The organism is Geodermatophilus sp. URMC 65 (genome assembly GCF_053502545.1).
In genome coordinates this window covers 2226147-2240281 of sequence record NZ_CP199954.1, presented here as the reverse complement: position 1 = coordinate 2240281, position 14135 = coordinate 2226147, and the positions used below count along the sequence as shown (strand labels likewise).

The following is a 14135-nucleotide window of genomic DNA, read 5'->3' as shown; positions in this document are numbered from 1 at the left end:
AGGACCGGACCGTGCGACCGGGAGATCGTTCCTCAGCGCTGGGTCGGCTTCGCCTGGCTGCACGCCTCCACGCGCCCAGGTCGGTGTGCTGAGTCGGATGGACGTGCCGAGGCAGCCGGCCACGCCGATCCGCGTACCCGCGCGATCACTCGGGAGGTCGCCGAGTCAGGTCGGCCTCGTCGGGCGTGGTTGGCGCGATCGCCGGCAGGTTCGTCGTCCGCATGAGGCCTGTTCCCGTCACGCCACCTGCTGTCTCGGTCGGCACAGAGGAGCACGGTGTGCTCGTCGACGGGATGGGAGAACCACTCGCTGACGTCGCCAGCGGCGTGCTCCGGACGATGGTGTCCTGGGCCCAACGCTCGCTGAAGCCTGCCAGGAACGCGATGGCCGTGAAGAAGTAGGGCGCCGTGGCGTCGGACGGCGCTGGGATGTCGAGCGGGATGAACTCCGCCTTCAGCAGTACGTACAGCGCCACACCGAGCGCGCCGCCGATGACGGTGCGGGAGCTACCCACCAAGCAGGTCAGGAACGGTTCCTGCGTGGTGTCCACGTCGAGCCGCTGACCACGGCTGATCCGGATCAGCACGCTGATGATGGCACCCAGTCCACCGGCTGCGATCGCATGCACCAGGTCCAGCGTCGGTGCCTGCTCGAACATCTGCACCTGGCTGGCCGTCCATGCTGACGCGATGACAGCGATCCCGCCGATGAAGAGACCCAGTACGTAGTGCTTGAGGGCGGCCCTGACCGCCGCTTGATCGGCGAACTCCTGCAGGCGCGTCAGTTCGCTCTGCGCGATCTCCAGGGCCTTCTCGATGCGGTGCAGACGACTGCACTCCTCGGTCTTCCGCGCTCCTTGTCCTGTGGCTGCGAGGCACTCGACGGAGTCCAGGACCCCGAGCAGGTACACGATCACCGAGAAGAGCATCTCGAGGAGCACGCGGCGGGGGCGCCCCGCCACCAGGAGCGCGGTCTGCTGCTCCATCGCGCGTGCCCGCCAGAGCGCGGCCTCGAACTCGGGCTGCACGGCGGCGACGATGTCGCCGGGGTACCTCATGCGGATCTCGAAGTCCCTCCGCCTGCGGAACCGAGTTCTCCGGCACATGTGCAGCGCTCCGGCCTGGATGTGCTTCGCGAAGTAGTGGTCGACGATCTCGTGGTTGGTTCCCCGGTACTGCGCGAGCAGCCTCGCGAAGTCCTCCCTGGAGCCTCTGGTCCTGGAGTGGGGGTGGGCCTGGATGAGGTCGTCGAGGCAGGGGGCGCCCTGATCGCAATGGAGATCCTGGTCGCCCCCGTCGGGCAGCGGCCAGGCCCCGTTCCCGTTCCCCAGCTGCCGTGGCGATCCGTTGACAGCCCCTCGCAGTTCCACCGCTGCCCTCCGCCCGCATGATCCACCACCGTCCTTGAAGGGGGGACGCACGCGGGTACCCCGCTGATACCGGCTGCGCTCCGCGGGGTGATCCGAGTGACCTCTGGTGCTGGTGTTTCGACGCACGGTCACCATGGGCATGGAGGCAGCCGATGTCGGACGCATGGAGGCGTTGATGATCGGCGTGCTGGTGGTGTGGGCACTGGTGGCCCTCGGGGTCGCCGTCGTCCTGGGCCGGGGCATCCGCCTGGCCGACTCCCGGGCCCGCGCGGAGCGGCCGTTCACCACCGCCGACCTCCCCGCCGCGTTCCGGCCCGGCGTGGGCAGCGCGCGCCGCTGACCCACCCGTTCGGGTGACCCGCCGGCCGAGGGGTTCCGATCGGCTCCTGACCTGCCGATGACCGGGACGTGTGGATCTGGGTCGTCGGGGGACTGGGCCTCTGGGTGCTGCTCGCGTTCGCGGTGGCCGTCGTCGTCGGTCGTGGCATCCGGCTCGCGGACGCCCGGTCCGCCGACCCGCTGACCGCGCCGGAGCCGTTCGCCGACCTGCGGCTGCGCACGCCGCGTCGCCGCGTCCCGCTGCCGCCGGTCGGGATCGGCCTGGCCGCGACCGCGGTGCTGCTCGAGACCGTCGGCTACGTCGGCCGGCTGACCGGCGCCACCGGCCCCGTGGCCCGTGCGCTGTCCATGGACGCCCCGTTCTCCGCGCCCCGCACCTTCGTCGCGGCGCTGTTCGCCGTCGCCGCCGTGGCCGCGGTCGCCGGCGCCGCCCGCGTGCCCGACCGCCGCGCCTGGTGGATCGCCGTCGGGCTGGTCTGCGGTGGCATCGCCGTCGTCAAGGCCCGCGGCACCGTGCACGTCGAGGCCATGAGCGCGCTCGCGTCCGCCACCGGCGAGGCCGGCGCCGTCGTCGGCAGCGTCGCGCTCGTCGCCGCCGTGCTCGCCGTCCTGGCCCTGGTCAGCCGCGACGAACGCCGCGACCGCCGCCGGGTGCTCGCCTGCCTGGCCGGCTACGCGGTGGCGTCGGTCGGTCTCTCCGCGGTCTCCGCCGTGGCGGTCGGGCAGTGGGCGGTGACCGCCACCTACCTGGAGGAGTCCGGGGAGGCGCTGGCCGGCGTCGCCGTGCTGGTCGCCGTCCTCGTCGGTGTGGCGCCGCGCCTGGTGCTGCCCGCCTCCTGGGTGCTCCGTCGCGAGGAGGACGCCGAGATCCTCGCCGTCCCCGGCGCACTGCGCGACCGCCTCTCCGGCTGAGAGAGGACCCCGCTCTCCGGGGACGTCGGCGGCCGTCAGGCGCGGGTGGACAGGGGCGCGATGCAGCACCCGTCGCACGCGTGCTCGGTGCGGACCTCACCGAGCGCCTGGAGGTGGACGACGTCGTCCGGGTCGGGGTGCCCGACGCCGTGCGAGCACATCCGGTCGGAGTAGCCGTAGAACTCCCGCCAGATCTTCGGCCAGGTGCGCATGTGGTGGTCGCTCGGGTGGTGTCGGGAGCACCCCCGCCCCGCGCAGAGCGCCGGGTCGTGCGGCGCGGTGAGGCTCATGGCCCCAGTGCCTCCCGCGGGCTCTCGGGGAGCGGGGCTGGGGACGGCGGAGGGTCGGTCGCCGACGCCGGGGAACGAGGACCGCGGGGCTGCTGCGGTGACGGGCGTCGACTCACTGGGGATCACCGTCGGGGAGGTCATGTCGGAGAGCGTGGACGGGACGCCTGCCGTCTCGCGGTGATCGACCTGTGCAGCTCCTGTGTGCTCCGGATCACGGGTGCCGGCACGTGCCGACAGCCGTGGCCCGGACCCTCAGGACCGGGTCGAGGACCTCCGACGGGAGAGCAGGTGGGCGGCGAGGAGGACGAGCGCGACGCCGCCGCTGATGAGGATAATCGTGGAGGCAGGCCACGGGGCCGCCTGCTCCGCCGCCTCTTCCTCGGCCGCCGCCACGTCCTGGAGCCGGGAGGCCAGGCCCACCACCGCGCCGGACCGGTCGCCTGCCGCGAGCCGGGGCTCGACCTCGTCGGTCATCGCGCGCTCGAGGTCCACCTCGGACAGCGGGAAGTCGTCGGCGACCCAGTAGCCGTACTCGTAGGCCGTGTTCCCCGCGGCCACGGCCAGCAGCACGTCGTTGTCGTCCAGTGCGGACAGCTGTGCGGTGTCCTGCGCCCAGTCCCCGGGGTCGGCGTTGTCGAACGAGGGCACGAGGACGGCGTAGAGGTCCAGGCCGTCCTCCGCCGCCAGGTCCGCCACGGCCTGCTCGGCCGCCGGCGCCCCGGTGCCGAGGAGCCCGGTCGCGTCGGTGATCCGGTCGCTCACCTCCAGCGGGGGCTCGGCGGACGCCGTCCCGGCACCCGCCAACACGAGTGCCAGGGCACCGAGGACGGTCACAGGCCTGCGCAAGGGAACCTCCGGGGGATGGGGACGGGCTCAGCCGGAGGCGGACTCTACGCACGGATGCGCAGATCACGGGGATCCGATGCCCCATCGGGGGGACGACCCGAGCGGGTCGGGGAGACCGGCCGGGACCCTCGTCCACCCTGGTCGGCGCCCGTGCCGGCCGTCCGCCGGGCCGCCGTCACGCCGGGGGGCGAGGTGCCCAGGTGCGGGCGGCGCCGACCACCGGGGGCCCGTGGGCGGCCGCCGCGACAGCGACGTCCAGGGTCGGGTCGAACCAGTCCAGCAGGTGCAGGGGCCCGAACCGGCTGCGCGTGCGACCCCCCTCGGCGGCCTGCTCGGTGGTGGGGTCGAGCTCGACGCGGGACAGCTCGTCGAGCGTGACCACGCCCAGCTTCACCAGGCACTCCTTGCGCACCCAGTGGCGGAGGAAGGCGAACGGCGGGTCACTCGCCGATCGGACCCGGGCCGTCTCGGCGGCGGTGAGGGTGTGGGCCAGGACGGCGGGGTCGAGGTCCCTCGTCCGCGCTCCCTCGACGTCGACGCCGATCGGCCGTCGGTCCGCGCCCGCCACCACGGCCCCGCGGGTGTGCGCCAGGCTGACGTGCAGCTCCGGGAGGCCGGCGATCGAGGGCCTGCCGTGCTCGGTCGAGCCGCACTCCGCACACTCCTGCACCAGCTCCAGCGCCGCCACCGGCCGACCGGTCAGCGCCGCGGCGCAGTGCCGGACGAGCAGGTGCGCTGCGACGTGGGCGTCGCGGTCGGCCCGGTGGCGCAGCGCGCCGGCGCGCTGTCGCTCGCGGGGGGTCAGGAGGTGGTCGCCTCCGACGCGCAGCACGTCCTCGGGGCGGGCGAGGAGGACGAGCGGCCCACGATCGGGTGACTCTTCTCCCATTGACGATCCACCTCCGTCACCGGGCCTGGGCGTGTCGACGACCGAGTGGGACGTCGTCCATCTGCGCTGCGTGAATGCCCGACAGCGCAATGTAGGTCATCGGTCCATTTCGGCACGCCAGTGTCACAGCACGAGACAATCCCGTCATACTGCGTGACCGCAACGCCCGTTTAGCCAGGTCAAGAGGGCAGCAGGTGTGTCTTTCGACTCTTGCCACGGGGCTTTGCGCCGTTCAGAAACCTCCACCTAGCCTCGTGGAGTTCGTTCGCCGTAGGGCTGCAGAGAGTGAATATATGACGACGCACAGCGATGACTGGGACTTCTTCTCGACATTCGCGGGAGATGTCGAGCGGGAGTCCCCGACCGCCGCTCCGGCATACGACATGCGGGACAACACCGCCACGTCGTACCGGCTGCACGACAACTTCGTGGCCGAGATCTCCGGTCAGCGCTCGCTGGTCACCCGGCTGAGCCGGTTCTTCGAGCGCACCTGCGACGAGCGGCCCTCGGCCACCGCGCTCGAGTGCGAGGGCGAGCGGGTCTCGTACGCGGACCTCGACCAGCGCGCCAACCGGCTGGCGAACCTGCTGATGGCCCGGGGCGCGCGCGCCGGCGTCCGCGTGGGGATCCTCCTGCACCGCTCGGTGGACACCTACGTCGCGCTGCTGGCCGTCACGAAGACCGAGGCGACGTTCGTCCCGATCGACCCCGAGGCGCCCGCCGACCGGCTGCAGTACATCGCCGAGGACTCCTCGCTGAGCCTGCTGGTGACGCACACGTCGTTCGCCGCGTCCTGCGTCGCGCTGCCCTGCGAGGGCCTGTACCTCGACGAGCTGGGGCCCGAGCTCGCGGTCCAGTCGAGCTCCCGGCCGGCCGTCGAGTCCGTCGGCGACCCGGTCTGCTACATCATCTACACGTCGGGCTCGAGCGGTCGCCCCAAGGGCGTCGAGATCAACCAGTCGAGCATCTGCAACTTCATCGGCATCGTGCCGTCCCTGTACGGGGTCGAGCCCACCGACCGCGTCTACCAGGGCATGACGATCGCCTTCGACTTCTCCATCGAGGAGATCTGGCCGACCTGGGCGGTCGGGGCGACGCTCGTCGCCGGCCCCACCGACGGCCGCCGGGTCGGGTCGGGGCTGGCCGACTTCCTCGAGGACAACGAGATCACGATGATCTACTGCGTCCCCACCGTGCTCGCGACCCTCGACCGCATCCTGCCGCTGATCCGCACGGTCAACGTCGGCGGCGAGGCCTGCCCCCGCGAGCTGGTCGACCGATGGGGACCCGGCCGCCGCATCCTGAACACCTACGGGCCCACCGAGACGACCGTGACCTGCACGATGGCCGAGCTCCGGCCGGGCAAGCAGGTCACCATCGGCCGTCCCCTGCCGACCTACCGGGTCACCCTGCTCGACGACGACCGCAAGCCGGTCCCCGCGGGGCAGGTCGGCGAGATCTGCGTCGGCGGTCCCGGCGTGGCGCGCGGCTACGTGAACCGTCCCGACCTCACCGCCGACCGCTTCATCCCCGACCCCCGCGGCATCCCGGGCGAGCGCATCTACCGCACCGGCGACCTGGGCCGCTTCCTGCCCGATGGCGAGCTGGAGTACCTGGGCCGCGCGGACAGCGAGGTCAAGGTCCGGGGCCACCGGGTGGACCTGCAGGAGATCGAGAGCGTCCTCCTCGAGCACCCCCAGGTGACCGGCGCCGTCGTCACCCTGCTGGCCTCGCCGGACACCGGCGGCGACCTCGCGGGCTACGTCATCCTGCGGGACGCCGGGGCGGCCGACGCCGTCATCCCCGAGCTGCACGAGCAGCTGGTGGCGCAGATGCCGCCCTACATGGTGCCGTCGTACCTCGACGCGGTCACCTCGATCCCGATGCTGCCCAGCGGCAAGGCCGACCGCGGCCGGCTGCCCGCGCCCACCCGTCCCCGGCTGATCCGCACCGACCGCGAGCACGAGCCGCCGGCGACCCCCGCGGAGGCCTGGATCGCCGGCCTGTGGGAGCAGATGCTCAACCTGCCGGCCGGCGCGGTCTCGGTGGAGGCGAACTTCTTCGAGGCGCTGGGCGGGCACTCGCTCGTCGCGGCGAACGTCGTGTCCGCGATGCGGGAGAGCGAGCTCGGCTCGGGGCTGTCCATCCTGGACTTCTACAAGCACCCCACCGTCCGGGACCTCGCGACGTTCCTCGAGGACGGCACCGCCGGCCCGTCGGACGAGCCCGTGACGCTCGAGCCGCGCGAGCCCCGGCCGGAACCGCCGTCCCGGGAGCGGGTCCTCGGCTTCGGGACGGCGCAGGTCTCGGTCCTCTACGCGATCATCCTGCTGTTCCTGTTCCCCGTCGGCGTCCTGTACGGGCTCAACGACGGTCAGCCCTCGCTCGCCCTGGTCCTCCAGCTGGCGATCGCGCTGCCGGCCGTCTACCTGCTGGCCCGCTGGGTCCTCCCGGTCGTCGGCTCGCGACTGCTCTCCCCGGGGCTGCGCGCCGGTGACCACCCGCTCTGGGGCGGCATGCACCTGCGGGTGTGGACCGTGCAGAAGCTGATGTCGATCTCCCCGCTCACCGTCCTCAGCGGGTCGCCGTGGGCGGTGACGTACCTGCGGTTGGCCGGTGCGCGCATCGACGACGAGGCCCACATCGGGACGGCGAACGTCTCGCTGCCGTCGATGCTGCGGGTGGGCCGCGGCGCGACGATCGGCTACGGCACGCAGCTGCACGCCCACCGCGTCGCCGAGGGCATCCTGACCATCGGCCCGGTCACCGTCGGTGCCGGTGCGGTCGTCGGGTCAGAGAGCGTGCTGGAGTGCGACTCGGAGGTCGGCGAGAACGCCATCCTCAGCAACCAGTCGCTGCTGCCGTCCCGCCGGATCGTCCCCGCGGGTGAGACCTGGGCCGGGTCCCCGGCCCGCCCGGCGCCCGACTCGATGGACCCGGTCGTCGAGCTCATGGCGGCCTGCGACGAGGCGCCGCGCACCTGGTCCAGCCACCTCCTGGCCGGCTTCGCCGGTGGTGTCCTGCTGCTCGAGCTGCTGCCCTTCGTGATCCTGCTGCCGGTGGTGGCGGTCGTCTGGTGGGTCCTGCTCAGCTTCGGGACGGCGGCCGGCCTGCTGGCCACGGCGCTGTCCGGCCCGCTGTTCGTGGCGGCCTCGTGCGGACTCATCCTGGGTGCTCGTCGCCTGGTCCTGGCCGAGACCCCGGAGGGCGTGCACCACCTGCGGTCGCAGCTGGGCCTGGAGAAGTGGCTGGGGGACAAGCTGCTCGAGCAGAGCCTGCTGTTCAACAACACCATGTACTCGACGCTCTACACGCCGATGTGGCTGCGGGCGCTCGGGACCAAGGTCGGCAAGGGCGCCGAGGTGTCCACCATCGCCAACATCGACCCCGACCTGCTCACGGTGGGTGAGGGCAGCTTCGTGGCGGACATGGCCAGCGTGGGCAGCGCCACCTACGCCAACGGCCACGTCGCCTTCCGGCGGACCGAGATCGGCTCCCGTGCCTTCGTCGGGAACGCCGCCTTCGTCCCGTCGGGTTCGCACCTCGGCGACGGGTCGCTCATCGGCGTCCGCACGGTCCCGCCGACCGCCGGGACCGAGCCCGGCACCTCGTGGCTCGGCTCACCGCCGTTCTTCCTCCCCCGCCGCGAGGTGTTCGAGGAGTTCACCGAGGCCGACACCTACGCCCCGTCGCGGCAGCAGGTCCGTGCCCGCTACGCGATCGAGGCCCTCCGGATCGTGCTGCCGAGCTCCCTGCTGGCCGTCGCGACGTTCGCGACCCTGTACGGGCTCTCCGCGCTGGCGCTCTCCTGGAACACGGTGGCCACCGTGCTGCTCGCGCCGCTGGTCGCCCTCACCTCCAGCGTCCTGGTCGTGGTCCTGGTGGCCGCTCTGAAGTGGGTCGTCGTCGGCCGCTACCGGCCGCGCGTGCGACCGCTGTGGAGCGGCTTCGTCCGGCGGACGGAGTTCGTGACCGGCATCTACGAGGCGGCGGCGGTGCCGGCCCTGCTCACCTTCCTCACCGGCACGCCCCTGCTCGGACCCGCGCTGCGGCTGTTCGGCGCCCGGATCGGCCGGCGGACGCTGATCGACACGACCTACCTCACCGAGTTCGACCTCGTGACGATCGGGGACGACGTCTCGGTGGGCGCGAACGCATCGCTGCAGACCCACCTGTTCGAGGACCGCGTCATGAAGATGGACCACGTCGTCCTGCGGGACCGCGCGACGATCGGTGACAAGGCCGTCGTCCTCTACGGCTCGATCGTGGAGGAGGACGCCACCCTGTCCGCGATGTCGCTGGCGATGAAGGGCGAGGTGCTGCCGAGGGAGACCACCTGGTGCGGCATCCCGGCCCAGAAGGTCGGCCGGGCTCCGACGGCGACGCCGGCGCGCGACCGGCGCCGGGCGTTCGCCGGTGCGACGGCGGTCCGGCGATGACCGCGAGCAGGCAGTCGTCGCTGCCCCACGCCTGCGAGCCGGCCCCGTCCGGCGACGTCTCGGGCACCCAGTCGAGCACCGCGCTCGCTCTGCGGTCGAGCGCCCGCCTGGTCGGCATCGACGCCGCCCGCGGGATCGCGCTGTTCGGCATGATGGCCGTCCACAACATCACCGCCGTCGACGACGACGGGGAGGTGTCGCTGGCGTGGACGCTGGCCGCGGGCAAGTCGGCGGCGCTGTTCGCTCTGCTGGCCGGCGTCGGTGTCGCGTTCGCCACGGGACGCCGGCAGCGGCCGACCGCGCGGACCTGGCCCGGGTACGCGGCCGCGCTGCTGGTCCGGGCGCTCATCATCGGCGGCGTCGGGCTGCTCCTGGGTGCCGTGGTGCCCGCCGACGACGCCGCGGTGATCCTGCCCTACTACGCGCTGCTGTTCGTGTTCGCGATCCCGCTGCTCACCCTGTCCAGCCGCGCGCTCATCGCCCTGGCCGCGACGATCGCCGTGGTCATGCCGGTCCTCAGCCACTGGCTGCGGTCCGGTACCGAGGTGCGGGACACGGTGCCGAACCTGACGTTCGGCGCCCTGTTCGGCGATCCGGGCCAGGTGCTGCGGGAGCTCGCGCTGACCGGCGTGTTCCCGGCCCTCTCCTGGATGGCGTACCTCTGCGCCGGCATGGCGGTCGGGCGCGCGCTGCTGACGTCGCGGCGCACCGTCGCGCGCATCACCCTGACCGGGGCCGCGCTGGTCGTGGCCGCTCAGACGATCTCGTGGTTCCTGCTCGACGTCCTCGGCGGCCGGGCCGACCTCGAGGCGGTCGCGAGCCGGTCCATGACCTCCGGTGAGCTGGCCGAGGTCATGGGGGTCGGGTGGACGGGGACGACGCCGACGGACACCGGCTGGTGGCTGGCGACCCTGGTGCCGCACTCCACGACGCCGCTGGACCTGGCCTTCACCATCGGTCTCGGTCTCGTCGTCCTCGGTCTGTGCATCCTCGTCGGCCGCACCACCACCGCGCTCCTGCGGCCGCTGGCCGCCGCGGGGAGCATGACCCTGACGCTGTACTCCCTGCACCTGCTGCTGCTCAGCTGGTCGGTGATGCCCGGGGATGGAACGGGGCTGCTCATCCAGACCGTGCTCGTCGTGGCGTTCGCGCTGGTGTGGAGCCGCCACCACGCGCGCGGCCCGCTGGAGGAGCTCGTGGCCCAGGCGACCGGTGCGGTGCGCCGCAGGGTGCAGTCGGTGACGGAACCGCGGCGGGAGGCGCTGGTCGTGGACGCAGACGGCCGGGTCCGTGCGCCCTGACCTCCCCGGCCCGAGCTCCCGCGGCTCGGACGTGGCGCTGGTCTACCGCGGGCCGGCGTCCACCCCCGGGTGCCCGGAGGCGGTGGCGGCCGCGCTGCGCCGGAGCCGGTGGGACCTCGACGTCCGCTTCGTCGGGCCGCGCGAGGAGCTCCCGCTGGAGCCGGGCGTGCTCGCCGGCGCCCGGCTCTACGCCCAGCCCGGTGGGGGTGGTCTGCGGCGGGCGTACCGGAAGATGAGGCGCTCCCGCGAGGCCATCCGGGAGTTCGTCGGGTCCGGCGGGGGATACCTCGGGTTCTGCCTGGGCGGCTACCTCGCCGGCGAGACCCCCGGCTTCGGCCTGTTGCCCGGGGACACCGACCGGTTCATCTCCTCGCCCGGCGCCCGGCCGGACCACGACGGCGACAGCCTCGTCACGATCACCTGGGCGGGACGCCGTCGCCAGGTCTACTTCCAGGACGGCGCGTGGTTCGACCTGGACCCGGCCCGGGGACCGGCGGAGGTGCTGGCCACCTACGACAACGGGCTGCCGGCCGCGGTCGTCGCACCCTTCGGCCGAGGCGCGGTGGGCGTCGTGGGGCCGCACCCCGAGGCCTCGCCCGACTGGTACACCGACAGCGGGCTCCCGGTGCCCGACGACCTCCGGGCCGACCTCACCCAGGACCTGGTCGACCGCGTCATGACGGCCGGCCGGCCGGCGCACCGCCTCGGCTGAAGCCGGACGCCACGGTGGGCGCTCCCCGAGGGAGAGCGCCCACCGTGGTCGTCACGAGGCGTCGATCAGCTGCCCGACCGTGCGGCCCAGCCGGCCGTCGAGTGCGTGGCCGACGCCGGCCGGGTACTCGCTGGACGTGACGACGCCGCGACCGGCGTAGAACCGCTCCCCGGCCTGCGCACCGAAGGAGGCGGTCAGCGGGACGGAGGTGTCGGCGGTACCGGTGAACCAGTGGCCGCGGACCCCGGCCATGCGGGTCGCGGTCACGGCGGAGCCGCCGTCGGCCGGCGGGCCACCGCCGCCGAACACCACCCAGCCGCCGCCGAGGCGCATCAGCTCCGGGTGCCGCGGCACGAGGAAACGGGTGATCTCCTGCGCGCCGGAGGAGAAGCCGCTCAGCCACACCTCGCTGACGGGGTACTTGCTCAGCTGGCTCTCGATGAGCCCGGCGAGGAAGTCCGCGTAGCCGCTCGTGTCACCGGTGTGCCAGCACTCGCAGGACTGGTTGGGGCTCTCCACGGCGAGGGTCATCATGTTGCGCGCCCTGCTGCTGGCCACCAGCCCCGACGAGCCACCGAGCGCGTAGGACGAGGTCGGGTTGTCCACGCCGAACTCGCCGGTGCCGTCGACGTAGACGACCAGCCCGACCGGCTTCGCGGGGTCGATGCCGCCGGCGTAGAGCAGGTAGTTGCCGGTCTGACCGTTGCCCGCGGTGAAGGACCGGCGCGCCTGGTCGGTGAACGTCCCCCCTGACCCGCTGGTGGAGGCACCGGTAGCGGCGGGTGCGGCAGCCGCGGCGACGGGAGCAGGAGCGGCGGTGGGGGCGGGGGCGCTCGTCGACCGGCCCGACGAGGAGTCGCGCTTCCGGCGTCCCGGGTCTGCGGTCGCGGCCGCCTGCGGGGCTCCGGGGACGGCCTCGGCCGGGACGGCTGCCGCTGCGGACCCGGCCACGTCCTCGACCTCCGACCCGGTGGACCCGGCGACGGGGACCTGCTGCTGCGGCTGGGCCGGGGTCGTGGGGGCCGGAGCCGCGGGGGTCGGGACCGGGGTCGGGACGGCGCTGCTGGGAGCGGTGGGGGCGTCGCCGAGCGAGAGCGGCTGGTCGATCGCCGCCTGGCTGCTCACGTCGGTCCGACCGGTCGTGCCGGCAGCGCCGACCTGGAGGTCGGCGGGACCGCACGCGGCGGTGGCCAGGGAGACGAGAGCCGCGGCCGTGAGGACGCTGGCGCGACGGCCGGTCGTAGAGAGGGAACTGCGCACGAGTGGTCCTCCGGACATCCGCTCACCGGTGGCGACGGACAGTGACTGCGTGGTGACCGCTTGAGGCTGACATATGCAGTGCGCATCCGCTAGATAACAACCAGTCACGGTTGTCACACCCGACTCACCCGCCTCAGGGACACCGGTCCGCCTGCCGATGACAGATGGCTCACTCGTCGTCGCGAGCGGAACGCAGAGGGCTGCCTGCACGTCAGAATGGGAGTGCCGGCCGGGACCGCCCGGTCGCCCAGGCGTCGAGGACGGGGATGCGCGCAGGTCGACGGTGGTGCACGGCTGCCCTGGCGTGTTCGGCCCTGGTGCTCAGCGGCTGCACCTCGGCGGGGCTGGGCGACGCCGCCCCGGGGCGCGAGGATGCCGAGCCGTGGCCCGACCGGCCCGTGGTCGACCTGCGCTTCGAGGTCGCGCCCGACCTCGCGACGGTGGCCGGGCGCGAGGTCGTCGAGTTCACCCCGGACCTGGACACCTGCGAACTGGTCTTCCGGTCCTGGCCGAACAAGCCGGCCACCTCGCGGGCGGGGAGCTCGTTGACGGTGTTGGAGGTGCAGGTCGACGGCCGGGACGCCGCCTTCGTCGACATCGCCGCCGGCGCACCGGAGGACGCACCGGCCGGCACTCTGGTCGAGGTCCCGCTGGCCGGCTGCGTGTCGGCGGGGGAGACCGTCACCGCCGAGCTGACGTTCGACCTGGTCCTCGGCGAGGAGGTCGACGAGCGGGTCGGGACCTCCTCCGACGCGGAGGTCGCCTGGTTCGCCACGGCGTTCCCCCTCCTGGCGTGGGAGCGCGGTCGCGGCTGGGAGCGCGGTCCCGCCGTCCCGGTCAACGGGGAGACCGCCGTGAGCGAGGACTTCCTGCTGGACTCGATGGAGGTCGTCGCGCCGTCCGGCTACGAGGTCCTCGGCACCGGGGCGGCGGACGGCACGCAGGACCAGCAGGACGGGACGACCGTGCACCGCTTCACCGCCCCGGCAGTGCGGGACGTGGCCGTCGCGGTGGGGGAGCTGGACGTGGCTGAGCGGACGATCGACGGCGTCCGCGTGCGCGTGGGGCTGGACCGGAGGGTGAGCGAGGCCGACGGCGAGGCCTGGCTGGACCAGATCGAGGAGTCCAACAGCGGGCTCGTCGACCTGCTCGGGCCCTTCCCCTACGACGACCTGTGGGTGGTGGTGCTGTCCGCTCAGACGAGCGGCATCGAGTTCCCCGGGGCCATCCAGTTCGGCGACGTGGACCCGGACGACCGGCGGGCTCTGGTGACGCACGAGCTCGCGCACATGTGGTTCTACGGCCTGGTGGGCAACGACCAGGGCGAGCACCCGTGGCTGGACGAGTCGTTCTCGACGTTCGCCCAGTCGGTGGCCGACGGCGACGAGCAGCCCTTCGCCCACCTCGCCGCGGAGGACTCCCCGCCGGTGGGTGGCTCCATGACGTACTGGGCGTCGGAGGTCCGGCGGCCCAACAGCACCTACTACGACACCGTCTACACCCTCGGCGGCGCCGCCCTGGTCGAGGCCCGGGAGCAGGCCGGCGAGGAGGCCTTCGACGCCGCCCTGGCCGACTACGTGGCGGCGAACGCCCATTCCATCGCCACCCCGGACGACGTCCGAGAGGCGTTCTCCGACGTGCCGGAGGTCCTCGAGGTGCTGCGCGAGGTCGGCGCCCTGTCCTGACCGCGCGGGCCCGACGTGGTCGGCGGAGACGGGTGGAACCCCTGGGGGACGCGTCCCTCGCCAGTGGCGAGGAGGGGGTGGCGCCCCGGACTT

Annotated in this window: 11 protein-coding genes; 6 read left to right on the top strand and 5 right to left on the bottom strand. The window is 73.2% G+C overall.

Translation table 11 applies throughout. The annotated features are described in order from the left end of the window. Positions 1-145 precede the first annotated feature (145 nt). The gene (locus ACWIX7_RS10895) at positions 146-1369 is read right to left on the bottom strand and encodes a hypothetical protein (protein WP_448621554.1); all 1224 of its coding nucleotides are present in this window, start codon (positions 1367-1369) and stop codon (positions 146-148) included. 139 nt (positions 1370-1508) lie between these two features. On the opposite strand from ACWIX7_RS10895, the gene ACWIX7_RS10890 reads away from it, so the two are divergent. Continuing rightward, positions 1509-1709, top strand: coding sequence for a hypothetical protein (locus ACWIX7_RS10890; RefSeq protein WP_448621553.1), 201 nt, complete (start codon positions 1509-1511; stop codon positions 1707-1709). 68 nt (positions 1710-1777) lie between these two features. Then, positions 1778-2620: a hypothetical protein gene (locus ACWIX7_RS10885; protein WP_448621552.1), complete on the top strand. Its 843-nt coding sequence runs from the start codon at positions 1778-1780 to the stop codon at positions 2618-2620. 35 nt (positions 2621-2655) lie between these two features. On the opposite strand, the gene ACWIX7_RS10880 is transcribed toward ACWIX7_RS10885, so the two are convergent. The 3 genes from ACWIX7_RS10880 to ACWIX7_RS10870 form a co-directional block, all read right to left on the bottom strand. Continuing rightward, entirely contained in the window at positions 2656-2910 is a 255-nt protein-coding gene (locus ACWIX7_RS10880; RefSeq protein ID WP_448621551.1) for a hypothetical protein, read from the bottom strand. 252 nt (positions 2911-3162) lie between these two features. Then, positions 3163-3756: a TPM domain-containing protein gene (locus ACWIX7_RS10875; RefSeq protein WP_448621550.1), complete on the bottom strand. Its 594-nt coding sequence runs from the start codon at positions 3754-3756 to the stop codon at positions 3163-3165. Between the two features lie 175 nt (positions 3757-3931). Then, positions 3932-4645 (bottom strand): 4'-phosphopantetheinyl transferase family protein, encoded by a 714-nt coding sequence (locus tag ACWIX7_RS10870; protein ID WP_448621549.1) that lies wholly within the window; start codon positions 4643-4645, stop codon positions 3932-3934. A gap of 293 nt (positions 4646-4938) precedes the next feature. Here ACWIX7_RS10870 and ACWIX7_RS10865 point away from each other — a divergent pair, with 293 nt between their 5' ends. Genes ACWIX7_RS10865 through ACWIX7_RS10855 form a run of 3 tightly spaced genes read left to right on the top strand, consistent with a single transcriptional unit; the run spans position 4939 to position 11097 of the window. Next, positions 4939-9084: a Pls/PosA family non-ribosomal peptide synthetase gene (locus ACWIX7_RS10865; protein WP_448621548.1), complete on the top strand. Its 4146-nt coding sequence runs from the start codon at positions 4939-4941 to the stop codon at positions 9082-9084. Beyond that, the gene (locus ACWIX7_RS10860) at positions 9081-10385 is read left to right on the top strand and encodes a heparan-alpha-glucosaminide N-acetyltransferase domain-containing protein (RefSeq protein ID WP_448621547.1); all 1305 of its coding nucleotides are present in this window, start codon (positions 9081-9083) and stop codon (positions 10383-10385) included. Before ACWIX7_RS10865 ends, ACWIX7_RS10860 begins: the two co-directional genes overlap by 4 nt. After that, complete coding sequence (locus ACWIX7_RS10855) at positions 10375-11097, top strand: BPL-N domain-containing protein (RefSeq protein ID WP_448621546.1); 723 nt, start codon at positions 10375-10377, stop codon at positions 11095-11097. The genes ACWIX7_RS10860 and ACWIX7_RS10855 overlap by 11 nt, the downstream gene beginning before the upstream one ends. A 51-nt stretch (positions 11098-11148) precedes the next feature. Here the strand turns inward: ACWIX7_RS10855 and ACWIX7_RS10850 are convergent, their stop codons facing one another. Then, entirely contained in the window at positions 11149-12357 is a 1209-nt protein-coding gene (locus ACWIX7_RS10850) for a hypothetical protein (protein ID WP_448621545.1), read from the bottom strand. 266 nt (positions 12358-12623) lie between these two features. Between ACWIX7_RS10850 and ACWIX7_RS10845 the strand changes: the two genes are divergently transcribed. Next, positions 12624-14042 carry a M1 family aminopeptidase gene (locus ACWIX7_RS10845; RefSeq protein WP_448621544.1) on the top strand — a complete coding sequence of 473 codons (1419 nt, stop codon included), beginning with the start codon at positions 12624-12626 and terminating at the stop codon, positions 14040-14042. The last annotated feature ends 93 nt before the right edge of the window (positions 14043-14135 follow it).